The following is a 23683-nucleotide window of genomic DNA, read 5'->3' as shown; positions in this document are numbered from 1 at the left end:
CGCGCCTGGGGATTACGCGTGCCCCACGCGCGGCAGCTGGCCGCGGCGCGGCCTAGGCCCGTGGTAGAGTCGGGCCTTGAGAAGCAGACGGGAGCTCCACGTAACGCGTGAGGCGCGGCAGCGCTACGGGCTGCCGCCGGCGGCGTTCAACGCCAACGGGCGGGTCGTGTCGCTGGACCCGACCAGCGCGGCCGCGTGGGCCGGCCTGATCAACGGTCCTCGCCGCGAGGCCGGGATGACGCTGGTAACGGCCGGCGAGCTAGCGGCGGGCGTTGCGCTGCACGAGGCCGCGCACGTGCTCATCGAGCGCCTGGGTTTCGTGGAAGGCGGTCGCTCGGCGGTGGGCGCGGCCGTGCAAGCCTGGCGCGCAGTGGTGGGCGCCGAGGACGCGGACGCCTTCGACCTGGCGTTCGGCGCCGCCTACGCCGGCGCCGGTGGAACATCCCCGGCCCCCTCGTCGGCCGGCGCCGACGCGCGTCTCGAGGAAGTGTGGTTGATAGACGCGGCCCTGCAGAACCCCGGCTTCGCTTCGCTGATGGAACTTTTCGAGCACCCGCTGACCACCGGCCGCGACTGGCAACGCGCCGCCGCAGCTGTGGAGAGCGTGTTCGCCGGGGTGGCGTTGCCCGGCGCCACGGTAGGCCGCGGCGCCGGGTTGGGCGCGGCCGGGCCGGGGGGGCGCGCCTTGGAGCCCGCCGAGGGCACCCTGCTCTGGCTTCTCACGCTGCCAAGGCGGCGTGAGCCCAACTCGCTCGCTGGGCAGCTCAGAGTGGCGGTTGCCGCTTGGAGCAGGTACTTGGGTGACCTCGGCGACCTGCTGAGCCACCTGCTGCGGGCCGCCGACCTGCTCACCGAGGAGGGCAAGCGCGCGCCGGCCGCGCCCGGCCCGCCGCCGCCACCGCCAAGTGATTTCTTGGCAGGCGACGCGGGCCACGGCGAGGCCCGCTTCACCCCCGACAAGGCCTGGATGCCAGAGGTGGCCATGGTCGCCAAGAGCACCTACGTCTGGCTGGCGCAGCTGGCCCGGCGTTACGGCGTAGAGGTTCGGCGCCTCGATCAGGTTCCTGATGAGGCGCTCCGTGAACTGCGAGAGGACGGCTTCAACGCCCTCTGGCTGATAGGCGTATGGGAGCGGAGCCGCGCTTCGCGCAACCTGAAGCGAGCACGCGGCCAGCATGACGCCGGCGCCAGCGCGTACGCCCTGCATGACTACGTGATAGCCGCCGACCTGGGCGGGGAGCCGGCGTTCGAGAACCTGCGCGCGCGGGCCGCTGCCGCCGGCGTGAGGCTGGCGAGCGACATGGTCCCCAACCACACGGGCCTCGACTCGCGCTGGATGGTCGAGCATCCGGAGTGGTTCGTGCAAGTCGCCGAGCCGCCCTATCCGGGGTACTCGTTCACGGGCGCGAACTTGGCCGACGACCCGGCCCTGGAAGTGCGCGTGGAGGACGGCTACTACAGCGGCACCGACGCGGCCGTCGTCTTCGAGCGAACGGACCCCGGCTCGGGCGCGAAGCGCTACGTCTATCACGGTAACGACGGGACGGCCATGCCCTGGAACGACACGGCGCAGCTCGACTACCTGCGAGAAGACGTGCGTCAGGCCGTCATGGCCACCATCGAGGACGTAGCACGCAGGTTCCCGATCATCCGGTTCGACGCGGCCATGACGCTGGCCAAGCGGCACGTTCAACGCTTGTGGCACCCGCTGCCGGGCGAGGGCGGCGCCATCCCGTCGCGCGCCCGCTTCGCGCTCAGCGCCGCGGAGTTCGAGCGCCTCATGCCCCGAGAGTTCTGGCGCGAGCTGGTCGACCGGCTGGCCGACAGTGCGCCCGACACGCTCCTCCTCGCCGAGGCGTTCTGGCTCATGGAAGGCTTCTTCGTGCGCGAGCTGGGCATGCACCGCGTTTACAACAGCGCCTTCATGCACATGCTCATGCGCGAGGAGAACGCGGCCTATAGACGGCTGCTGAAGACCCTGTTGGCGTTCGACCCGCGGATCTTGCAGCGTTACGTCAACTTCATGAGCAACCCCGACGAGGAGACGGCGCGCGGGCAGTTCGGGGCCTCCGACAAGTACTTCGGCGTGGCCACCCTGCTAGCAACCCTGCCGGGCCTGCCCATGTTCGGGCACGGCCAGGTGGAGGGGCTCAGCGAGAAGTACGGCATGGAGTACCTGGCTCCCAGACTCGACGAGCGCCCCGATCCCGAACTCGTGGCGCGGCACCGCCGCGTCATCGCGCCGCTACTGCGGGCGAGGGGGGCGTTCGCGGGCGCCGACGCCTTCAGGCTCTTCGACCTGCTCGGCGAGAGCGGGGTGGAGGAGTCCGCCTACGTTTTCACCAACCGGCCGGCGCCGCTAAGTGACGCCACCGCCTCGTTGGTGGCCGTCAACAACTCCGCTCGGCCCGTGGCCGGCATGCTGCGGATGAGCGCACCCTTCAGTGACCGCTTGCGCGGCGGAGAGCTCCGTTCCGAGCGGCTGTCGGAGGCCCTGGGGCTGCGCGGCAATCATGACCGCCCGGTGCGGCTGACCCCAATGGTCGGGGGCGCCGCTACCCTAGTGACGCAAGGGGAACTGGACGACGGGTTGCGGCTCGACCTGGGCCCCTACGAGGCGCGGGTGCTGGTCGTGGCGCGGGAGCCCGAGGCGCCCCCGACCTTCGCATCAGCGCCCCCGCCCCCAGCTACCAAAGGACGGCGGCCGTGGCGCGGCGACCCACGCCTGGCCGGCGGACGGGCGGCCGCCAGGCGCCGGGCGGCCAAGCGGGCGCGCCGCTGAGGCGGCGCTGCGTACCCGGCTGCCGTAGGTCTTGTCACCACCGCTAACGCCGTGGCCGTCGAAGCAGCCAATCCACTCGGACTAGGCCTCAGGCGAGCGCCCCGAGCCGCCGCGATTGCAGGTGCGTGAGGGCCAACGCCAGGGCGTCGGTAACGTGGTCTCGTTGCTCCACCGCACCGAGTTTGAGGATGGCCCGCACCATGAAGGCGACTTGTGCCTTGTCGGCGCGCCCGTTCCCCACCAGGCTGCGCTTCACTTGCTCCGGCCCGTACTCGAAGACGGGGAGGCCCGCCTCGGCGACGGTCAGCAGCACCACGCCGACGGCCTGACCCACCTTGAACGATGTCTGGCGTTGGTGGCGCAGGAACTGGCCCTCGATGGCGACCACGTCGGGCCGGTGCAGCGCCATGAACGCCTGCAGCTCTTTGCGCAGGGTCAGCAGTCGTTCACCCTGGGCTTGCCGCGCGCTGGTGGTGACCATGATGGTTCCCAACAGGCGGGCCTCCTTGCGCACCTCCTCGACGACCCCCAGGCCCAAGTTGGCGAGGCCCGGATCGACGCCGAGAACGCGCAAGGGGCGGGACCCGTCGCCCGCGGCCGTAACGGGGCCGGGCCTCTTGGTCACTCAGTACTCCGCCAGGTAGCGCTCGAGTTCCCACGAGTGCACGGCCTTGCGGTAGTCGTCGAACTCGAGCGTCTTGGCCGCCACGAAGTTGCGGTAGACGTGATCGCCGAGGGCTTCGACTATCACCTTGTCGCGCCTCAGGTTGGTGACGGCCTCGCGCAGGTTGGCGGGCAGCTCCTTGATCTTGTGCGTGCGGCGGTCGCGCACGCTCATCTCGTAGATGTTGCGGGCGATCGGTGGGGGAGGGGTGAGCCCCTTCTCGAGCCCATCGATGCCGGCGGCGAGCATGACCGCGAGCGCCAGGTAAGGGTTCGCCGAGGGGTCCGGCATGCGCATCTCGGTGCGGGTCCCGTTACCGCGGCGCGCCGGGATCCGGATCATGGCGCTGCGGTTGGAAACCGACCACGCGATGTTGGTGGGCGCTTCGTGGCCGGGTGTGATGCGCTTGTAGCTGTTCACGGTGGGGTTCGTTATCGCCACCATACCGGGGGCATGAGCCAACAGCCCGCCGATCCAGTGGATGGCGGTCTCCGAGAGCTGGTGCGGCGCCTTCGGATCGAAGAAGGCGTTCTTGCCGTCCTTGAAGGTGCTCAGGTGGGTGTGCATGCCGGAGCCGGCGATCCCCGCAACGGGTTTCGGCATGAACGTGGCGTGCAGGCCGTGGTTCATGGCGATGCGCTTGACGACGGTGCGGAAGGTCTGGATGGCGTCGGCCGTGGCGATCGCCTCGGCGTACTTGAAGTCGATCTCGTGCTGGCCCGGGCCGACCTCGTGGTGGGCCGCCTCGATCTCGAAGCCGAGCTCCGTGAGTGCGTTGACCATGTCGCGGCGGGCGTCTTCGCCGCGGTCCACGGGGGCGAGGTCGAAGTAGCCGGCGCCGTCGTTGGTGACGGTGGTCGGGCCACCATCGGCACCGCGCTTGAAGAGGTAGAACTCGGGCTCGACACCCACATAGAGGTCGTCGTAGCCGAGCGCCTGCAAGCGCTCGACCTGGCGCTCGAGGACCCGGCGTGGGTCGCCCTCGAAGGGCGTCCCGTCCGGCTGGTGCACTTTGCAGATGATGCGCGCGACCTGGCCACGCACGGCGCCCTCGATGGCTGGGGGCAGCAGTAAGAAGGTGTCGAACTGCGGGCGCAGCAACATGTCGGACTCTTCTATGCGGGTGAAGCCCTGCACGGAGGAGCCGTCGAACATTATCTCGCCGTCCAGGGCCTTCGAGAACTGGGAGGTGGGAACCTCGACGTTCTTGTTGCGGCCATGGATGTCGGTGAACTGCAGCCGAAGGAACTTGACGTCGTTCTCGCGCAGCAGTGTGATGACGTCCTCGCGGTTCATGCCCACTATCCGGCCTCCAGAGCGTTCGGCGACTCGCGGGGCGCGGCGCGCCACTTGACCGCCGTAACTGGATGAGTGTACGGCTGCATCTGGCTCAGCGTCAACTCCAGAGTGGTCACCGGGCCGCATATACGGTGACGCGGTTCGAGGGGCGAGATCGCGAGCCACCCGGGGCCCGGGGCGCCGGAAGCGCTACTTATGAGCGCCTTGCGCGGCCTGGGTCGGGTGGCCGCGAGCCGCTCGCCCGAGCAGCCGTGGAAGCCCTTAACCGAATCCTGAGCTTTGTAGCTTGCGTCTTGACCGCCGTTGACAGCGCCTGTGACGTTACATACGATGCAGACAACCGCCGTAGGTTCCTCTCGGCGGATAACCGCCGCAAGTCCGTCTCGTATGTTCGAAGCCTCATAAGGAGGAGAACGTGCACAAAAGGTTGGTTTGGATTCTCGTCGCCGCGCTGGTCAGTCTAGCCGCGGCACAAGCCCCGGCCGTCAGCAAGGTCGGCTCGCTCATGTCGTTCACGGGGGCGCTGGCCGAGTTCGGCCCCGCCATCAACAACGGCGTGAACCTCGCCGCGGACCAGCTGAACGCTGCCGCTACCGCCGAACTCGGCGGCCCGATCGTGGAACTGATCACCGAAGACTCGGCCACGAGCCCGGCCTCCGGCGTCGACCGCGCTCGCAAGCTCATCAACACCGACAACGTCGTGGCCATCGTCGGCGCGCTCTCGTCCGGCGTCACGGTCGCCGTGGCCGAGTCCGTCGCCATCCCCAGCAACGTCGTGATGGTCTCGCCGGCCTCCACCTCGCCGCTCGTGGGCATGCTCCCCGACACCAACGACTACATCTACCGCACGGTCGCCTCCGACGCCCTCCAGGGCGTTGTGGGTGCGCAGCTCGCGCGCGGTGAGATCATCCCGGGTCACTCGTTCGACACGGCCTCGATCATCTACGTCAACAACCCGTACGGCCAGGGACTGGCCGAGGCGTTCGAGGCGGCGTTCACCAAGCGCGGCGGCAAGGTGCTCGCCAAGGTCGCTCACCCCGAGGAGCCGCAGCCCACGTACGCTGCGCAGCTCGAGCAGGCGCTGGCGGGCAACCCTGGCGTGCTCATCGCCATCAGCTACCCCGGCCAGGCCACCGTCTACCTCCAGGAATCGCGTGACCTGTACGACTACACCTCCTGGCAGTTCGTCGACGGCACCAAGTCGGTCGACATCATCGATGCAGTAGGCGCCGACGTGGTCGATGGCCTCTACGGCACCGCCCCCGGCGCCGACCCGAACTGGGCCGGCTTCGTGAAGTTCTCCGACGATTACAACGCCGCGTACGGCCAGCGCCCGCCGCTGCCCTACATCGACACCGGCTACGACGCCATGGCCGTCATCGGTCTGGCCATCGCCAAGTCGATCGTCGACGGCGTGCCCGTCACCAGCCAGTCGGTCCGTGACCGCATGCGCGAAGTTGCCAACCCTGACGGCGAGAAGGTCGGCGTCGGCGATTTCCAGCATGCCATCGCGCTCATGAAGTCCGGCAAGGACATCAACTACACCGGCGCCGCCGGCGAGGTCGACTTCGACGCCAACGGCGACGTCGTGACGCCTGTCGAGATCTGGCAGTTCAAGGGCGGCACCATCGTCAGCGTCATGGTGCGTACCGCTTCGGAGATCCCGGCCGAGTAACGACCGGATCTGAACGTGCGGCCACACGTGGCCGTAAGCGAAATGAGGGTGGGCGCCCGTCAACCGGGCGCCCACCCTCTTCCATCTGCTCTTCGGTAGCGTGCGCCTTGCGTTGAGCGTCCGCGGTAAGCCCCCAGCCTGTCCTGGTAGTTCAGGCCGCGTCGCGGTCCAGCGACACGACCTTCTCCTCCTCCAAGATGCCTTTCGGCCGGTAGAGCACGATGAAGAGCATCAGCACGGCGATGAGGAAGAAGCGGAAGTAGGGCCCGCGCGAGGGCAGGTCGGGGGAGATCGCGGCCAGGGTGGGGCGCAGCAGGTCGACGATGAAGCTCGTGCCCGACCAGATGCCCCAGACGACGAACGCGCCGAGGATGGCCCCGCGGTTGTTGCCACTGCCGCCCAGCATCAGCATGACCCAGATGAGGAACGTGCCGTAGAGCGGGTCGAAGTGCCCGTAATCGATGGACACGACGTAATGCGCATACAGCGCGCCCCCGATGCCCATGATCACGGCGCCGACCACGAACGACTGCATGCGAAAGGCCGCTACGTCCTTGCCGTTCATGGCGGCCGACGCCTCCTCCTCGCGCACGGCCCGTAGGACGCGGCCCCACGGCGAGCGGATCGCCCGCTCGAGCACCCGGAACACCAGGTACAGGACGAAGGCCACTATGGCCACGTAGACGAACGGGTAGTCACGCGGCTGCAGCGCCGAGAAGAAGTTGTTCACGAAGCCCGGCAACCACGAGCAGCCGTCGCCCGAGAGGCAGGAGAGGGGTTGCGGGATGCCCCGTAGCGGCTGGGGTCCGTTCGCCAGCCAGCGCTCGTTCTGGAAGACGAGCCGCACGAGCTCGGCGATGCCGATCGTGGCGATGGCCAGGTAGTCGTCTCGCAGTCGCAGCGTCGGCTTGCCGATGAGCCAGGCAAGGATGCCGGCGGTGAGCCCGGCGGCCAGCACCCCTACCCAGAAGGGCGCGCCGAGACCGAAGGCCTGCTGCGTGAACGCCGCGTTGAAGCCAGTGGGCTTCACCGTGGTGACGAGGGCGCTGGTGAACGCGCCCATGGCGAAGAACGCCGCGATACCGATGTTGAAGAGCCCCGTGTAACCCCACTGAACGTTCAGTCCGAGGCTAAGCACGGCGTAGATGCTCGCCATGAGCACGAACGAGGTGACGTACGAGAGCACGCCGCCGGGGATGAATAGCACGGCGAGCAGCGCCAGGCCGAAGCCGACGGCGATGGACGCCAGGTGCTTGACGACGGACGGCTTGAGCTTGAGGAGGCTGGAGACGAAGAGCCAGAGCGGCACCGTCAACAAGACGGCCTTGGCCAGCAAGGTGGGAGTCACGCCCTCACCCCCTCTTCCCGAAGAGACCCTCGGGCCGGACGAGCAGCACGAGCACCATCACCAGGAACGAGATGCCGTGGCCATAAGCCGGGTTCACGAACGCGGTGCTCACCTGCCAGACGATGCCGATGATGAAGGCGCCCGCCAGGGCGCCGTAGGCATTGCCGATGGTGCCCAAGATGACGGAAGCGAAGAGCGGCAGGAGGAGCCACCAGCCCATCTCTGGCCGTAGCTGCACGTCCAGGCCGTAGAGCATGCCTCCGGCCGCGGCCATGCCCCCACCTATCACCCACGTCCAGAACACCACCCGATTGGTGTCGATGCCAGTGACGCGGGCGAGGTCGGGGTTGTCCGCCATGGCCCGCATGGCCTTGCCCACCTTGGTGCGCTCCAGCAGCAGGTAGACGCTCACGATCAGCACGATGGCCAGCCCCAGGATGAAGAGCTGGTCGGGGCGAACGCGGACGCCCGAGAAGAGCTCGAAGGCCGGCCGCGGCCGGCCCGTGTAGTAGAAGGAGAAGTCGGCGCCCCAGAAGATGTAGATGAGGCTGCGGATGCCGAAGGCGAGGCCAAGCGCGGCCATCGCGAACATGATCGGTTGGCTGCGCCTTGCCCTGAGCGGCCTGAAGGCGATCCGGTCCAGGCCGAAGGCGACGAGGCCGACCAGCGGGATCACTATCACCAGGCCCACCAGGAACTCGTAACCGAACGAGAACGGCTTGAGTACCGGGCCCTTGGGGAGCAGGGTGATGACGATCAGTCCGAGGTAGGCGCCCAGGGTCATCGTGTCGCCGTGGGCGAAGTTCGCCATCTTGAGAACGCCGTAAACGAGCGTCACGCCCACGGCTCCGAGGGCGAGGGTGCCGCCCAACAGCGTGCCGCGCACGAGGAGCGACAGCAACTGCGTGCCGCTGACGCCCTTCACCTCGGCCACGATGAACAACACGGCGCCCAGCAGGAGAAGCGCCACCCACATGGTGGCGGGGTGCTCGATGGCCTTCTTGAAGCGCTCGCCCGGCCGGAGCTGGATCTTGGTGGTCTCGGTCATGCGGTTCAGCCCCCTAGGTAGAGGCGCGCGACCTCAGGGTTGGCGAGGAGGTCGCGGCCCGGCCCGTCGACCTGGTTCTGCCCGGTGGCAAGGACGTACCCACGGTCCGCCAGCGCGAGCGACTTCTTGGCGTTCTGCTCGACCATCAGGACGGCGACGCCGGCCTCGTTCACCTCGACGACCTTCTCGAAGATCATGTCCACCAGGAGCGGGGCCAGGCCGGCCGAGGGCTCGTCCAGCATCAGGAGCTTGGGGTCGAGCATGAGCGCGCGGCCCATGGCCACCATCTGGCGCTCACCGCCCGACATCTTGCCCGCCCGCTGGCGCCGGCGTTCCGCGAGGCGCGGGAACAGCTCGAAGACGCGCTCCTTGCGCTCCTTCAAGGGCTCGTCGAGGATGTAGGCGCCCATCTCGAGGTTCTCCTCCACGGTCATGGTGGGGAAGACGTTGTCTACCTGTGGGACGTAGGAGAGACCCTTGCGGACGATCTTCTCGGGGGGCAGGCCGGAGATGTCCTCGCCCGCGAACACGACCTTTCCCTCCCACGGCTTGAGCAACCCGAAGACCACCTTCATCACGGTCGACTTGCCGGCGCCGTTGGGCCCGACTATCGAGACGACCTCGCCCTCCTCGACCTCCAGGGTGACGCCGCTCAAGACCTGCATCTCCCCGTAGCCGGAGACCACGTTCTCAACCGTCAAGAGCGGCATACTGGCCTCCTAGGTACGCCTCGAGGACGCGGGGGTCGGTCTTGACGACGGCGGGCGGACCCTCGACCAGCTTGCTGCCTTGGTTCATGACGACCACGGGGTCGCAGAGTTCCATGACCAGCGGCATGTCGTGCTCGATGAGCAGGAACGTGATGCCGCGGTCCTTGTTCAGCACGCGTATCTTCTCGCGGATCTTGCCCATGAGCGTGGGGTTGACGCCCGCGCCCGGCTCGTCGAGCAGCACGATCTTCGGGTCGGCCATCAGGGTGCGGGCGAGTTCCAGGAGTTTCTTCTGGCCGCCCGACATCGCGCCCGCGGGCTGGTCGGCCATGTGCGTCAGTTCGACGAACTCCAACACCTCCCGCGCCTTCTCGCGCAGTTCCCGCTCCTGGCGCCGCACGGCCCCCGGCCTAACGATGGGGTTCCAGAACGTCTCGCCGATCTGGCCCTTGGGCACGAGCATCAGGTTCTCGGTGACGGTCATGCTCTTGTGCTCGCGAGGGATCTGGAACGTGCGGCAAAGGCCCTTGCGGAAGATGAGGTGCGACGGTAGGCCCGTGACGTCCTCCCCATCCAGGTAAACGCGGCCCGCGTCGGGCCTGTAGAAACCGGAGATGAGGCTGAAGAGGGTGGTCTTGCCGGCGCCGTTGGGCCCGATCAGGCCCGTGATGCTGCCGGCTTGCACGTCGAAGGAGCAACGGTTGACCGCGCGCAGGCCACCGAAGTCCTTCACTAGCCCCTGGATGCTCAGCAGTGGTGCGGCCGACTGGCCCACACTCCCGGCCCGGGTGGGCCCACTGTTAGGGCGCACGACCGAACTTGTCGTACGACTATCCGACACGTCCTATGACCTCGCTCTGGCGCTGGTTGCGCGATTCTGCCGGCGCATCGTACCACCTGAGCGAAAGCACGTCGGGCCGGGATCCGAACCGAAGAGGGCGACGGGCGCGCGCACGCGTCAGCTGATGGCCGCGAACATCTCGTCCACGTCGATCAGCTTCACGCGCGGTCGTCCCTGAGCCACGCCGGCCGCCGTCTCGAAGGCGTCCAGCTTCGCCCAGTGGGCGGCCGTGAACGGCCTTGCGCCGCGGCTCGCCAGTAGGGCGTCGACCGCCTCGGGCCGAGGGTCCTCGGGGGAAAGCAGCTCGTCTCCGGCGAGCGTCGCCACGGTCTCCATGGCGCAGGCCTTGTTGGTCCCGATCACGCCGCTGGGGCCGCGCTTGATCCAGCCCGCCACGTACAGGCCCTTGACGGGCTGCCCGTCCGGGGCGTCCAGAACTCGCCCCGCGGCGTTGGGGATGACGGCCCGGCGTTCGTCGAACGGCACGCCCGGAAGCGGAGTTCCCTGGTAGCCGATCGAACGGAACACCAGGTCGGCCTCCAGTTCCTCGGTCGCGCCCGTCGGTACGGCGGCGAGGCTGCCGTCCGGCCTTGCCTCGAGGCGGTTCTTGGCGCACACGACGCTCGTCACGCGGCCGTTGCCGCGGAACTCCGTGGGGGAGAGGAGGAAGCGGATGTGCAGTCGGCGCGGCTTGCCCGTCGGCTGCTGCTGCCCAAACCCCTGTAAGACCTCGAGGTTCTTGGTGGCGTTCACGTCACCCTGGATGGCTCCCAAGCTCTCGGGGCTTACTTCCAGTTCGTCTTCGCGTACGAAGATGTCGGCGTTGGCCAGCTCGCCGAGTTCGCGCAGTTCCTTGGTGGTGAACTTGGTCTCGGCCGGCCCCCGCCGGCCCACGATGATGATGTCCTCGATGGTGGAGGTGGCCAGGTGCTCGAGGGCGTGATCGGCCATGTCGGTCTCCCCAAGCTCGGTCACCGTCTTCGCCAGGACGCGCGCCACGTCGATGGCCACGTTGCCCACACCGACGATCACCGCGGTCTTGGCGTCGAGGGGCACCTCGAGGTGCCGGTAGTCCGGGTGACAGTTGTACCAGGCCACGAACTCGGTGGCCGACATGCTGCCCTTCAGGTCCTCACCCGCGACGCCGAGGCGCCGGTCGTTAGGGGAGCCGACCGCGAACACCACCGCGTGGTAGTGGCGCTTCAGGTCCTCGAGCGTCAGGTGCTTGCCGAACTCGACGTTGCCGAGGTACCGCACCCGCGGGTCGGCTAGCGTGCGGTCGTACAGGCGCGTGACGGACTTGATCTTCTGGTGATCGGGCGCCACGCCGAACCGCACGAGCCCGTAGGGGGTGGGGAGGCGCTCGATGAGGTCCACCGAGGCGCCATCGCCGAAGGTCTTGACTAGTGCGTCGGCGGCGTAGAAGCCGGCGGGGCCGGCTCCGATGACGGCAATGCGTTTCACGGGGGCGCTACTGCTCATGACTTGATTATGTCAGGTGGAGGCGTGCTGGCGCCCTCCCCGGGCTGCAGGGTAAGCTTCTGCGCCATATGGACCCCGTGCTCGTCCCCACCGAATCCCCGCGCCACCCCGCGGCCGCTAGGCGCCCTGCGCCGTGGCCGATCCGGGTGCACAAGTACGGCGGAACGAGCGTCGGGGACGTGGACCGCATCGGCAAGGTCGCCGCCCGCATCGAACGCGCGGTACACGCCGGGGAGAAGGTGGTGGTGACGGTATCTGCCATGGGCCGCACCACCGACCGCCTGTTGGCGATGGCGCGTGAGGTGACCGCCAGGCCGGCAAGGCGCGAGCTCGACGTGCTGCTGGCCACTGGCGAGCAGCAGAGCATCGCGCTCGTCGCGCTGGCGTTACAGGGACGGGGCATCTCGTCCCGGTCGCTGACCGGGGCGCAGGCCGGGTTCCTGACGGACTCACACCACGGCAACGCCCGCATCCTGGAGGTGGACCCGAGGCCGGTCCTTGGCGCGCTGGAGCCGGTAGACGTGGTCGTCGTCGCGGGCTTCCAGGGGGCCGACACAGCGGGCAACATCACCACGCTGGGCCGGGGAGGCTCCGACACCACCGCTGTGGCGCTGGCGGCGGCCCTGGGCGTTCCCGAGGTGGACATCTACACCGACACCGACGGCGTGTACACGACGGACCCGCACCGCCTGTCCAGCGCCAGCAAGCTGGCGGTGGTGGACTACGACGAGATGATCGAGCTGGCGAGCCAGGGCGCCAAGGTGCTGCACCCGCGCAGCGTCTGGTACGCCCGGCGCTACGAGGTGCGCATTCACGTGCGCTCCTCGTTCGGCAACGCCCCCGGCACCATCGTCACGCGCCTCGCACGCCCGCAGGAGGGCCACATGAGCATGATCACCGACAAGCCCGTCACGGGCGTGGCGCTCGACATGAACCACGCCCGCGTCGACCTCCACGACGTCCCTGACAAGCCCGGCGTGGCGGCGCTGATCTTCGGCGCGTTGGGAAGCGCCGACGTCAGCGTCGACATGATCATCCAGGGCGTGAGGGGCGCGGTCGACAGCCGCCAGCAGATGGCCTTCATCGTGGGTAAGGACGTCGTCGCCGAGGCGCTGGAGGCCCTGGGACCCGTTCTCGAGGGCATGGGTGCGCGGGCCGAGGTCGACACCGACGTGGCCAAGCTCTCGATAGTCGGCATCGCCATCGGCTCGACGCCTGGCGTTGCCGCCCGGATGTTCGACGCCGTCGCGGCCGTGAACGCCAACATCGACATGATCACCACCAGCGAGGTGCGCATCAGCGTCCTCATCCCCGCGCAGCAGGCACAGGCAGCGCTGGAGGCCGTGCACACGGCGTTCGGCCTGGACGCCGCGCCCGACTCCCAGACACCAGGCTGAAGGCCGTGCGGGCCGACCGCCTCGAGCAGGTGTTCCTCACGCCAAAGGGTGGGCGGCTGGAGGTGTTGCTGGTGCTCGAGTCCGAGGCCGGTGGCCGGGAACGGGTGAGGCTCCTGGCACCCGGCGCTGGCGTCGGAAGCGCGGCGGAGGTGGCGGCCGCCAGGTTCGTGGCCAGGTGGCTGTGGCACCGTGGCGGCGGCCCGGCACACCTGCTTCGTGTGAGGGCCAACCGTGGGGCCGAGTTGGCGGACGCGCCGGCTGCCCGTGAGGCGCTCGTGGCGGAACTCGACCGCTTGGCCGCGGAAGGCGAGTGACGCGTGCCTACTGGGCTGACGACCCTGGTTTACGTGAGGCGCGGAGCCTACACGCTCATGCTGCGGCGCACCCGCGCCCACGACCCGCTACAAGGCAAGTGGAACGGGCTTGGCGGCAAGCTGGAACCCGGCGAGTCGCCGGAGGAGTGCATGCGCCGCGAGGTGTTGGAGGAGTCGGGCCTGAGCGTGAAGGAGGCCGAGCTGAAGGGCGTCATCACCTTCCCGGGGTTCGACGGCGGCACCGACGTCTTCACTTTCGTGTTCGTCGTCACGGGCTTCTCGGGGGAGCCGCGGTCGTCCGCGGAGGGCGACCTGTTCTGGGTGACAACCGAGCTCCTGGCCGACCTCGACCTGTGGGAGGGCGACCGCCACTTCCTGCCGTGGCTCACCGAGCCCGGCTGGTTCTCGGCGTCGTTCGTCTACTCGGGCGGCCGCTACGTGAGTCACGAGGTGACCCATTACGGCGGGAACCAGGGGCCCTGAGCAGCGGCCCCTCGGTTGCTGCCCAGTGCCTGGCGCGGTTGCTGCCCAACACCCCGCCCGGTCACGGCCTAGCGCGCCGCTCGACTACTGCCCGGCGCCGTCCCCTTCTGCCTCGAGCCGGGCCTTCGCTTCCTGTAGCTTCTCGCGGTCGACCATCTTTATCAGGCGCTGGGCCAGCCCCACGTCGCCGCGGACCTTCAGGCGGCCCGTGAACACGGCCGCCATGGGGTTCAGCTGGCCGTCGAACAGCTTCACCAGGTCGGCGTCGCTCACCTTGATCGTGACGTCCGGGCCCTCCGCCTTACCCTCGTGAGCGCTCACGACGCCGCCCTCGATCACGTGGTAGATGGGCTCCGAGATGTCGTATTGGACCACCGACCGGGGCGTGGCCGAGTCGAGAGTCACCGCCTTGGGCACGTTGAGCAAGAGCTGTTTCGCGTTCATGTACTCAGTCTAGTCGCCCCGGGGCGTGCCTAACGGCCACCGGTATACTCCCCTAAGGCTAAGTGCCGTAGGAGACGAAACGCTTGAACTTCTCGCTACCCGAGGAACTGCTGAGCATGCAACGCGCCGTTAGGACCTTCGCGCGCGAGGAACTCGGCGCCGTCGCGGCGCAGCTCGACCGTGACCCGGTCTTCCCGTGGCCCACGTTGCGCAAGATGGGCGACCTCGGGCTTCTCGGGATGCTCACGCCTGCCGAGTACGGGGGCGCGGGCCTGGGGAGCTTGGCGTACGTGGTGCTACTCGAGGAGATCGCCGCGGTAGACGCGGCGCACGCCACCATCATGAGCGTCACCAACGGCCTGCCGCAGTCGCTACTGCTGAAGCACGGCACGGAGGAGCAGCGCCGGCGCTACCTTCCGCGGCTCGCCAGCGGTGAGTGGATCGGCGCCTTCTGCCTTTCGGAACCGAACAGTGGCTCCGACGCGGTGGCCATGGAGACGCGAGCGACACGCGCTGAGGGCGGTTACTTGCTGAACGGCACCAAGGCGTGGATCACCTCGGGGGGCGAGGCCCAGCTCTACTTGGTGCTCGCCAAGACCGAACCGGCGGCCGGGGCCCGCGGCGTGACCTGCTTCCTCGTCGAGAAGGGGACCGAAGGCGTCAGCTTCGGCAGGCCCGAGGAGAAGCTCGGCCAACACGCGGCCATCACGACGACCGTGACCCTCGAGGACTGCTTCGTGCCCGACGAAGCGGTGTTGGGCAGCGTCGGCCAGGGCTTCGTGCTCGCCATGGCGGGCTTGGACGGGGGCCGCATGGGAATCGCCGCTCTGGCGGTCGGCATCTCACGCGCCGCATTCGAGGCCGCCCGCGATTACGCGCTCGAGCGCACCACGTTCGGCAAGCCCATCCACGAACACCAGGCCATCGGTTTCAAGCTTGCCGACATGCTGGTCGGCATCGAGGCGGCGCGCCTCATGACTTACCGCGCGGCGTGGCTCAAGGACAACGGCTACCGCACGACGCGCGAGGCAGCCATGGCCAAGCTGCTCGCCTCCGAGACGGCGAGCCGCGTCACCCACGACGCCCTGCAGGTCCTCGGGGCGTACGGTTACACGAAGGAGTATCCGGTCGAGCGCTACTTCCGCGACGCGCGCGTGACCGAGATCTACGAGGGAACGAGCGAGATCCAGCGGATCGTGATTCACCGGCAGATCTACCGCGAGCTGGGCCGCTGATCCGCATGAGGAGTGAGCAGTGATTGGTTTCGAGCTGACGGCCGAACAGAAGCAGTTCCAGAAGCTGGCGCGCGACTTCGTAAGAGACGAGGTGATCCCGGTGGCGGCGCTTCACGATCAGGAGGCCTCGTACCCGGGAGAGGTCGTGAAGGCCGCGCACGAGGTGGGCCTCCTGAACGTCGGCATCCCCGCCGCGGCAGGTGGTCTCGGGCTAAGCCTGCTCGACGAGGCCATACTCGGCGAGGAGTTCGGCTACGGCTGCATGGGCATCTACACGGTGCTCATGGCGTCGGACCTGGGCATCACGCCGCTACTGCTGGCGGGCACGCCGGAGCAGCATGAACGCTTCCTGCGCCCCCTTACCGAGGGCCCTCGGCTCGCCGCCTTCGCGCTCTCCGAGCCCAACAACGGCTCCGATGCCGCCGCCCTGTCCACCAAGGCGGTGTTCGACGGCGACGAGATAGTCATCACGGGCACCAAGACCTGGATCTCCAACGGCGGGATAGCCGACTTCAACGTCGTCTTCGCCACCTTCGACCCGCAGCTCAAGCACCGAGGCACGGTGGCCGTAGTCGTCGAGACCGACCGCGCCGGGTTCAGCTCCAACAAGCTCCATGGCAAGCTGGGGCAGCGCGCCAGCCCGACCTACGAGCTCGTGTTCGACGACGTGCGCGTGCCCGCTTCCAACCTGTTGGGTCAAGTGGGGGAGGGATTCAAGATCGCCATGCGCACCCTCGACCGCACCCGCGTGCCGGTGGCGGCCGGCTCCGTGGGGGTCTTGCGACGCGCGCTCGACGAAGCACGCAACTACGCCCTCGAGCGGCACGCGTTCGGGGGCCCCATCGCCAGGTTCCAGGCCATCCAGTTCAAGCTGGCCGACATGAAGATCGCGCTCGAGACCGCGCGCTGGCAGACGTATCACGCCGCGTGGTTGGCCGACGAGGGCCGGCCGCACGCCGAGGCCGCCGCCATCGCCAAGGCCTACGCCTCGGACAGCGCGTTCGCCGGGGCGCAGGAGGCCATCAACATCTTCGGCGGCTACGGGTACATGAACGAGTATCCCGTCGAGAAGCTCATGCGTGACGTCAAGCTCAACCAGATCTACGAGGGCACCAACGAGATCCAGCGGTTGGTCATCGCGCGCCACGTCCTAGAATAGGGCCAGTGGCGCGCTGCGCCGAGAACGACAAAACGGAGACGTGGGCGCCAGCCGAAGGCGCCCCTGGAGGTCGAAGAAGTGAAGGCAGTGACGATCATCAAGCAGGTTCCGGACGCCGAGGCCCGCATCCGCGCGGCCGCCGGCGGCGTGAACCTGGACGGCGGCACCTTCGTGATCGATGGCATGGACGAGTACGGCGTGGAGGAGGCCATCCGCCTGCGAGAGGGCGGGCTCGACCTCGAGATCGTGGCCGTCGCCCTCGGCCCCGAGCGCTTCGAGGAGGCCCTACGCACGGCGCTGGCCTTGGGCGCCGACCGCGCCGTGCACGTGGTGACCGACGAGGCCCTGGACCCGATCACGCAGGCGCGCGTCCTCGCCAAGGTCGTAGAGCAGGAGAACGCCGACATCGTGTTCGTGGGCGGCAAGCAGGCAGATTGGGACAGCGCTGCGCTCGGACCGGCGCTCGCAGAGGTGCTGGGCTGGCCGCAGTCCGACTGGACCACGGCGCTGAAGCTGGAGAACGGGCAGGCCAGCGTCACGCACGATACCGACAACGGCCACGAAGACCTGAAGTTGCCGCTCCCCGCGGTCATCACCACCCAGCAGGGCCTCAACGAACCCCGCTACCCCACACTGCCCAACATCATGAAGGCTAAGCGCAAGGAGCTCGCCAAGAAGGACCTGTCCGAGTTCGCCGCGGGCCCCGCGCTCACCGAGATCGTGGCGCAGGAGATCCAGACCCGCGACCGCCTGGGCAAGATCATCGGCGGAGACGCCGCCACCGCCGCCAAGGAACTCGTCCGCCTGCTGCGCGACGAGGCCAAGGTGCTTTGAGGAAACAGGAGGAACCCGAGTTGATCCTCGTAGTAACCACCGCCTCGAGCGGACGCCCGCAACGTAGCGCCCTCGAGCTGATAACCGTCGCCAGGCAGCTGGCCGAGCCCGGTGCGGTCCAAGCCGTGTTGTTCGGGCCGCGCGAGGCCGCCGACGCGCTGGCCGCGTACGTGGGCCAGGTTCACCACATCGGCGACCTGGAGCGACTTACAGCCGAGCCGGTGACCACGAGCGTCACGCAGCTCGCGCAGCAGCTTGGCGCCGACACCGTGCTCTTCTCCGCCAACCGCCTGGGCCAGAGCGTTGCCCCGAGGGTGGCCGTGCGCCTCGGCGCCGCGCTCCTCGAGGACGTGATCTCCTTGCGCGCCGACGGCGATGGCCTGGAGGCCAAACGGTACTCGTACCTCGCGCGCGTCACCGAGACGGTTCGCACGAGCGGCGCCGCCAAGGCGCGAGTGGTCAGCGTGAAGCCCAACATCTTCAAGCCCGCGGAGCCGGGTCAACAGGGCAGCGTCAGCGAGTTCTCGCCCAGCCTTTCAGCGAACGATGAGCGCGTCGAGGTGGGCCAGAGCGCCGCAGCCGCGGGCGGCCGCGTGCCCCTCGAGGAGGCCAAGGTAGTCGTCGCCGGCGGGCGTGGCCTGGGTAACGCCGAGGCGTTCGCGCGCGAGGTCGAGTCGTTGGCGGACGCCCTGCACGCCGGCGTGGCGTCCACCCGGGCCGTGGTCGACGCCGGCTGGCGCCCCTACGAGGAGCAGGTCGGGCAGACGGGCAAGAGCGTCAGCCCCGACCTGTACGTGGCGCTCGGTATCTCGGGCGCCGTCCAGCACCTGTCCGGCATGAACCGCTCCAAGGTAATCGTGGCTGTCAACAAGGACGGTGACGCGCCCATATTCAAGGTCGCCGATTACGGCATCGTGGGCGACGTCCAGGCGGTGGCTCCGGCCCTACGTGAGGCGGTGACGGAGCTCCTGGGCTCGTGACGAAAGCCGCCGCGGTGGTCGCCGGCGGGGTAACGGTGCGGCGCGCCGGGCGCCGTGACCTCGATGCGCTGTTGGGGTTGGAGGACTCCTTCCCCGGCGACCGCATGACGCGCGCCTCGTTCGCCCGCCTCCTGGGCCGCGAGAGCGCGGAGGTGTGGGTCGCCGAGTCGGACGGGGTGGTGGTGGGTGACGCCGTCGTACTCTTCCGCCGCGGCTTCAATTCCGCCCGCCTCTACTCCATGGTCGTCAGCCCCGATTTTCGTGGGCGCGGCGTGGCGCGCCAGCTCCTCGCGGCGAGCGAGGAAGGGGCGCGCGAGCGGGGCGCCATCGTCATGCGGCTGGAGGTTCGAGAGGATAACGCGGCCGCCATCGCGCTCTACGAGGGCGCCGGCTACTCGGTGCGGGGCCGCTCTGCCGACTACTACGAGGACCACTCGAGCGCGCTTCGCATGTACAAGCGCTTCACGCGCGGAGGCGCCACCGTCTTAGGCGTCCCCTACTACGCCCAGACGCTCGACTTCACGTGCGGCCCGGCCGCCCTGATGATGGCCATGCGTTACCACGACTACCCGGTGCCGCTCGAGCGTTGGCTCGAGTTAGCCCTTTGGCGGGAGGCCACCACGGTCTTCATGCTCTCGGGCCACGGCGGTTGCAGCGGCCATGGCCTCGCCGTCGCGGCGCTGAGGCGCGGCTTCCAGGCCGTGGTGGTCACCCCCGACGCCGAGGTGCCGTTCCTCGACAGCGTGAGGGGCGAGAAGAAGGAGGTCGTGCGCATCTCTCACATGACCTTCGAGCGTGAACTGCGCGGCCTCGGCGGCAAGGTCGAGATCCGCGACTTCACCAATCAGGACGTGGCCGACGTCATCGCACGCGGAGCGGTGCCACTGGTGCTCCTGTCCGGCTACAGGCTGTACGACGAGCGCGTGCCTCACTGGGTGGTCGTGACCGGCTTCGACGACCACCACCTCTACATCCACGACCCGCTCGTGCCCGACGGCACGAGCCGGGCCGACGCCGTTCACCTGCCGATCGAGCGCGAGTTCTTCGACCAGGTGAGCCGTTGGGGGAGGGCCCGCCACCGGGCCATGGTCGTCATCGAGCGCTGGGGGAAGGTCAGGCATCACCCGCTAGGTGGCTGATGATCTCACCGTAGATTTCGGGGTTCGCCTGGTCCTCGTCCCCGGCCGCGATCGTGGGGTTGTCGTTGACCTCGATGACGTAGAACTCACCGTCGATCTCCTTCACGTCCACGCCGTAGAGGCTCGTGCCGATGGCGTTTGCCGCGGCGAGGGCCGTGGCGAGTAGCTTGGGGTTCGCCTCGTCACGGTGAGTGGCGACGGTCTTGGCCCACTCGCCCGACTCGGTGCGGTCCATCAGCTTCCACTGCGCCGGCGCGAAGGCGTACTTCACGACCGCGAGTACCCGGCCGTCCAACGTGATCACGCGCCAGTCGAAGTCACTCGGCATGTACTGCTGCACCACTACCCGGTCGGAGCGCCGCAAGAAGCGCTTGCCGACCTTGACGAAAGCGTCCGGCGTGGCCACCTTGTCGACGTACGCGCTGAAACTCGAGTTGGGCGCCTTGATCACCAGCGGGGTGCCGAGCTCCTCGAAGAGCCTGGAGGCGTTCATGGGGTTGAGGTCGGCCTCCTCCAGGAAGCGCGTCTCCGGGATGGAGACACCGTGCGCCATGAGCCGCGAGTACATGTTGACCTTGTCGCAACAGATGAGTATGGCGCTCGAATGGTCGAGCACGCGCTTGCCGAGCAGCTCCGCCTGCCGCGCCACCACGTACGAGGCGTTGAGCGGGTCGGTGAGGGCCCTGATGAAGATGCCGTCGTAGTTCTTCAGGTACTTGAGTTCTTGCTTGAAGAGGAAGTCCAGCTCGTGATCCAGCTCGAAAGCCGCGAGCCGGAAGTTGGTGAGGGCCGTCAACTCGACCGACGAGCGGATGGTGTAGCGCTCGGTGAAGATGGCTAGGCGCGCCATGTCCCCATCCCCTCCAGAACGGCGCGCTCGGCGTCGTCCAGATCCTTGAACGGCAACGGCTCGATGGCCGAGAGCAGGTAAGCCTTGGGCGTGACGATCACGCGCACGCGCATGAGGGGTAGGCGGAAGGCCTCGAACACCCTGGCCCCGAAGGCCTGGTACTCCGCTACCGGGGTGGTGCCGAGCACCAGCCGCAGCACGTCCACCCGGTGATCCCCGGGCAGGCGTTGGATGAGAACCGCGTACTTGCCGGTGTAGGTCAGGCCCTTGCGGCGCGACTCCACGGCGGCGTCGTCGAGCAGGAGCTCGCCCCTGACGCTGAAGGGGTTGATGGGGTAGGCCAGCATGGGTGGCGGCGGGAAGCGCTCCACCACGATCTCGTACTCGGGCACCGGGATGCCGGCCAGCCGCGCCTTCTCCATCGCGATCGGCACGACGTAGGCGTCGAGCGCGTCGGCCGTGGTGGGCAGCACCAGCTTTCCCTCGAGCTCCGCGTCGAGCGCGGCGTAGTAACCGCGGGTGAGGTAGGTGTAATCGCCGGCGACGTCGGCGATGTCGGCCGTAACGGGGCCCGCCTTGCCGAAGCGGTCCTTGTCCAGGTTGATGAACGGCTCGTAGGACACGCCTATGCCACCTCGAGTGCGGCCACCCCGGGCAACGCCCGTCCCTCGACGAACTCGAGGGACGCACCCCCGCCCGTGGAGACGTGGTCGATCGCGCCCAGCACCCCAGCGGCGTTCAAGGCGGCGATGGAGTCGCCGCCGCCCACTACCGTGTAGGCGTCGAGTGCGGCCACGGCATGGGCGATCGCGCGGGTGCCGGCGTCGAACGGCGGGACCTCGAAGACGCCCAGGGGGCCGTTCCAGAAGACGGTCTTCGCCGGCGCCAGCGCAGCCTCGAACTCGGCCACGGCGTCTGGCCCGATGTCGAGACCCATGAGGTCCTCGGGGATGGCGTTCGACGGGTGGACCGACGCCGGGGCGCCGGCCACGATGCCGGGCGCGCACACGGAGTCGACGGGCAGCAAGAGCCTCACCCCGTGCGCTTCGGCCTTGGCCATCACGTCGGTGGCCAGGGCCAGCATTTCGCGCTCCACGAGCGACCGCCCCACCTCGCCGCCGCGGGCGACGATGAACGTGTAGGCCATCGCGCCGCCGACCAAGATGGTGTCGGAAAGGTCGATGAGGCGCTCCAGTACCCCCAGTTTGTCGCTCACCTTGGCGCCGCCGAGCACCACCGCGAAGGGGCGCTCCGGCTCGCTCGTCAGCCGTGACAGTGCCTTGAGTTCGGCCGCCATGAGGTAACCGGCGGCGCTCGGCAGCAGCCTGGCAACGGCCTCGGTGGTGGCGTGTGCGCGGTGAGCCGCCCCGAACGCGTCGTTGACGTAGAAGTCACCGTATGAAGCCAGCACGCGGGCGAGCGCCGGGTCGTTCGCTTCCTCACGCGCGTCGAAGCGGCTGTTCTCGATGAGCGTGACGCTCCCGACGGGAGCGTCCGCCACGAAAGCCTGCTGCTCGCTGCTGGCGGGCCCGGGCGTCGGCAGGTAGCGGACGGGGCGGCCCAGAAGCTGCGCCAGCCTGGCGGCCACCGGCCCCAGCCGGTACTTGTCGGAAGGACTACCCTTGGGCCGGCCGAGGTGCGAGGTGAGCACGAGCGTGGCACCCCTGTCCAGCAAGGCCCTGATGGTCGGTAGCGCGGCAGTGATGCGCGTGTCGTCGACGACCTGGCCGTCCTTCACCGGCACGTTGAAATCCACGCGCAGCAGCACGCGCTTGCCACTCAGGTCCAAGTCGTCGACTCCACGCAACATCGTCTCGTGTACCTCAGAGATCCTTGCCCATGATCTCGAGCACGTCGACCATGCGGCTCGAGTAGCCCCACTCGTTGTCGTACCAGACGAACACCTTGGCGAGGCGGCCCTGGGTCTTCGTGAGCAGGCTGTCGACGATGCCGGAGTGCGGGTCGCCCACGATGTCGGTCGAGACGATCGGGTCGGCCGTGTAGCGCACTATGTTCTTCAAACGCCCCTCGGCCGCCGACTTCAGGGCGTCGTTGATCTCCTTAGCGCTCGCCTCGCGCTTCAGGAGAGCCGTGACGTCGGAGATGGAGCCCGTGGGGGTCGGCACGCGAAGCGCCGAACCGTCGAAGATGCCCTTCAACTGCGGAAGCACCTTGGCCACGGCGCGTGCCGCGCCCGTCGAGGTGGGGATGATGTTCGCGGCCGCCGTGCGGGCACGACGCAGGTCCCGATGCGGCGCGTCGAGGATGCGCTGGTCGTTCGTGTAGGAGTGGATGGTCGTCATGAGCGCCTGCTCGATGCCGAACACCTCGTCGAGGACCTTCATGACCGGCGCCAACGAGTTGGTGGTGCAAGAGGCGTTGGAGACCACGTCGTGCTTGGCGGCGTCGTACTGGTCCTCGTTCACGCCCAGCATGATGTCGAAGTCGGAGTCGGGGCTGGGGGCGCTGATCAGCACCTTCTTGGCACCGCCGGCCAAGTGCACGGCGGCCTGCTCGCGCTTGGTGAAGATGCCTGTCGACTCCACGACGATGTCGACCTTGTGGGCGGCCCAGGGGATGGCGGCTGGGTCGCGGTGCTCCGTCGCCGCGATCTTGGTGCCGTCGACGATGATGTTCTCCGCGTCGTGCTCTACGGTGCCTGGGTAGCGGCCGTAGGTCGAGTCGTACTTGAGCAGGTGGGCGAGGGTCTCGTTGTCGGTCAGATCGTTCACCAAGACGACCTCGTGACCCCTGGAGTGCGCGATGCGGAAGATCTGGCGGCCTATGCGGCCGAACCCGTTGATGCCGATTCTCATGTGCTCACTGCCTTCCGGCGGCCGGTCCGGCTTGCGCGTGGGTGCGCAACACTCGTTCGGGCCGCGTGGCGACGCCGTCACCCCGGAGGGGACGGCGTCGTCCGTGTCGCCTCGATTGTACCGCAGGACCGTCGCCGCTTCGCCGGCCGTTAGTCCCGTGTGGTAATTGCCGGGAGGTAATGG

Annotated in this window: 22 protein-coding genes; 10 read left to right on the top strand and 12 right to left on the bottom strand. The window is 68.4% G+C overall.

The annotated features are described in order from the left end of the window. The first annotated feature begins 76 nt into the window (after positions 1–76). Positions 77–2782: an alpha-amylase family glycosyl hydrolase gene (locus tag ROY82_07020; GenBank protein MDT3682209.1), complete on the top strand. Its 2706-nt coding sequence runs from the start codon at positions 77–79 to the stop codon at positions 2780–2782. Between the two features lie 88 nt (positions 2783–2870). On the opposite strand, the gene ruvC is transcribed toward ROY82_07020, so the two are convergent. Both ruvC and glnA read right to left on the bottom strand, forming a co-directional pair. Next, entirely contained in the window at positions 2871–3407 is a 537-nt protein-coding gene (ruvC, locus tag ROY82_07015) for a crossover junction endodeoxyribonuclease RuvC (protein MDT3682208.1), read from the bottom strand. Further along, positions 3408–4742, bottom strand: a complete 1335-nt coding sequence (gene glnA / locus ROY82_07010; GenBank protein MDT3682207.1) for a type I glutamate--ammonia ligase — start codon at positions 4740–4742, stop codon at positions 3408–3410. It abuts the gene before it with no gap. A gap of 418 nt (positions 4743–5160) precedes the next feature. Here glnA and ROY82_07005 point away from each other — a divergent pair, with 418 nt between their 5' ends. Continuing rightward, on the top strand, positions 5161–6420 hold the full coding sequence (locus tag ROY82_07005) for an ABC transporter substrate-binding protein (protein ID MDT3682206.1): 1260 nt from the start codon (positions 5161–5163) through the stop codon (positions 6418–6420). A 151-nt stretch (positions 6421–6571) separates the two neighbouring features. On the opposite strand, the gene ROY82_07000 is transcribed toward ROY82_07005, so the two are convergent. From ROY82_07000 to ROY82_06980, 5 genes are all read right to left on the bottom strand, one after another. Further along, entirely contained in the window at positions 6572–7768 is a 1197-nt protein-coding gene (locus ROY82_07000) for a branched-chain amino acid ABC transporter permease (GenBank protein ID MDT3682205.1), read from the bottom strand. A 4-nt stretch (positions 7769–7772) separates the two neighbouring features. Next, the gene (locus ROY82_06995) at positions 7773–8816 is read right to left on the bottom strand and encodes a branched-chain amino acid ABC transporter permease (protein MDT3682204.1); all 1044 of its coding nucleotides are present in this window, start codon (positions 8814–8816) and stop codon (positions 7773–7775) included. A gap of 5 nt (positions 8817–8821) precedes the next feature. After that, positions 8822–9526: an ABC transporter ATP-binding protein gene (locus ROY82_06990; GenBank protein ID MDT3682203.1), complete on the bottom strand. Its 705-nt coding sequence runs from the start codon at positions 9524–9526 to the stop codon at positions 8822–8824. Next, positions 9507–10337 (bottom strand): ABC transporter ATP-binding protein, encoded by an 831-nt coding sequence (locus tag ROY82_06985; protein ID MDT3682202.1) that lies wholly within the window; start codon positions 10335–10337, stop codon positions 9507–9509. Before ROY82_06985 ends, ROY82_06990 begins: the two co-directional genes overlap by 20 nt. Before the next feature lie 147 nt (positions 10338–10484). After that, positions 10485–11849, bottom strand: a complete 1365-nt coding sequence (locus ROY82_06980) for an FAD-dependent oxidoreductase (GenBank protein MDT3682201.1) — start codon at positions 11847–11849, stop codon at positions 10485–10487. Between the two features lie 68 nt (positions 11850–11917). Here ROY82_06980 and ROY82_06975 point away from each other — a divergent pair, with 68 nt between their 5' ends. The 3 genes from ROY82_06975 to ROY82_06965 are packed head-to-tail and all read left to right on the top strand — an operon-like array spanning position 11918 to position 14043. Continuing rightward, positions 11918–13246 (top strand): aspartate kinase, encoded by a 1329-nt coding sequence (locus tag ROY82_06975; protein MDT3682200.1) that lies wholly within the window; start codon positions 11918–11920, stop codon positions 13244–13246. A 5-nt stretch (positions 13247–13251) separates the two neighbouring features. After that, positions 13252–13560: a hypothetical protein gene (locus ROY82_06970; protein MDT3682199.1), complete on the top strand. Its 309-nt coding sequence runs from the start codon at positions 13252–13254 to the stop codon at positions 13558–13560. Between the two features lie 33 nt (positions 13561–13593). Continuing rightward, the gene (locus tag ROY82_06965; GenBank protein MDT3682198.1) at positions 13594–14043 is read left to right on the top strand and encodes an 8-oxo-dGTP diphosphatase; all 450 of its coding nucleotides are present in this window, start codon (positions 13594–13596) and stop codon (positions 14041–14043) included. An 84-nt stretch (positions 14044–14127) separates the two neighbouring features. Here ROY82_06965 and ROY82_06960 read toward each other — a convergent pair whose 3' ends face one another. After that, a complete protein-coding gene (locus tag ROY82_06960; protein ID MDT3682197.1) occupies positions 14128–14487 on the bottom strand; it encodes an SCP2 sterol-binding domain-containing protein in 360 nt (119 codons plus the stop codon). 83 nt (positions 14488–14570) lie between these two features. Here ROY82_06960 and ROY82_06955 point away from each other — a divergent pair, with 83 nt between their 5' ends. The 5 genes from ROY82_06955 (at position 14571) to ROY82_06935 (ending at position 19834) form a co-directional block, all read left to right on the top strand. After that, positions 14571–15722 carry an acyl-CoA dehydrogenase family protein gene (locus tag ROY82_06955; protein MDT3682196.1) on the top strand — a complete coding sequence of 384 codons (1152 nt, stop codon included), beginning with the start codon at positions 14571–14573 and terminating at the stop codon, positions 15720–15722. A gap of 19 nt (positions 15723–15741) precedes the next feature. Further along, positions 15742–16881 (top strand): acyl-CoA dehydrogenase family protein, encoded by a 1140-nt coding sequence (locus tag ROY82_06950; protein ID MDT3682195.1) that lies wholly within the window; start codon positions 15742–15744, stop codon positions 16879–16881. 78 nt (positions 16882–16959) lie between these two features. Then, positions 16960–17715 (top strand): electron transfer flavoprotein subunit beta/FixA family protein, encoded by a 756-nt coding sequence (locus ROY82_06945; GenBank protein ID MDT3682194.1) that lies wholly within the window; start codon positions 16960–16962, stop codon positions 17713–17715. Positions 17716–17735: 20 nt separating this feature from the next. After that, positions 17736–18695, top strand: coding sequence for an electron transfer flavoprotein subunit alpha/FixB family protein (locus tag ROY82_06940; GenBank protein MDT3682193.1), 960 nt, complete (start codon positions 17736–17738; stop codon positions 18693–18695). Then, positions 18692–19834, top strand: a complete 1143-nt coding sequence (locus tag ROY82_06935) for a GNAT family N-acetyltransferase/peptidase C39 family protein (protein MDT3682192.1) — start codon at positions 18692–18694, stop codon at positions 19832–19834. Before ROY82_06940 ends, ROY82_06935 begins: the two co-directional genes overlap by 4 nt. Here the strand turns inward: ROY82_06935 and ROY82_06930 are convergent. Genes ROY82_06930 through gap form a run of 4 tightly spaced genes read right to left on the bottom strand, consistent with a single transcriptional unit; the run spans position 19809 to position 23500 of the window. After that, positions 19809–20684 (bottom strand): ATP-grasp domain-containing protein, encoded by an 876-nt coding sequence (locus ROY82_06930; GenBank protein ID MDT3682191.1) that lies wholly within the window; start codon positions 20682–20684, stop codon positions 19809–19811. The genes ROY82_06935 and ROY82_06930 overlap by 26 nt on opposite strands. Further along, positions 20672–21307: a RimK-like ATPgrasp N-terminal domain-containing protein gene (locus ROY82_06925; GenBank protein ID MDT3682190.1), complete on the bottom strand. Its 636-nt coding sequence runs from the start codon at positions 21305–21307 to the stop codon at positions 20672–20674. Before ROY82_06925 ends, ROY82_06930 begins: the two co-directional genes overlap by 13 nt. 2 nt (positions 21308–21309) lie before the next feature. Then, positions 21310–22494: a phosphoglycerate kinase gene (locus ROY82_06920; protein MDT3682189.1), complete on the bottom strand. Its 1185-nt coding sequence runs from the start codon at positions 22492–22494 to the stop codon at positions 21310–21312. Positions 22495–22507: 13 nt separating this feature from the next. Beyond that, positions 22508–23500 carry a type I glyceraldehyde-3-phosphate dehydrogenase gene (gene gap, locus ROY82_06915; protein ID MDT3682188.1) on the bottom strand — a complete coding sequence of 331 codons (993 nt, stop codon included), beginning with the start codon at positions 23498–23500 and terminating at the stop codon, positions 22508–22510. Between the last annotated feature and the right edge of the window lie 183 nt (positions 23501–23683).

The sequence above is a fragment of the Truepera sp. genome (assembly GCA_032027045.1).
Taxonomy (GTDB): Bacteria; Deinococcota; Deinococci; order Deinococcales; family Trueperaceae; genus JAAYYF01.
This window is presented reverse-complemented; position numbering and strand designations above follow the sequence as displayed.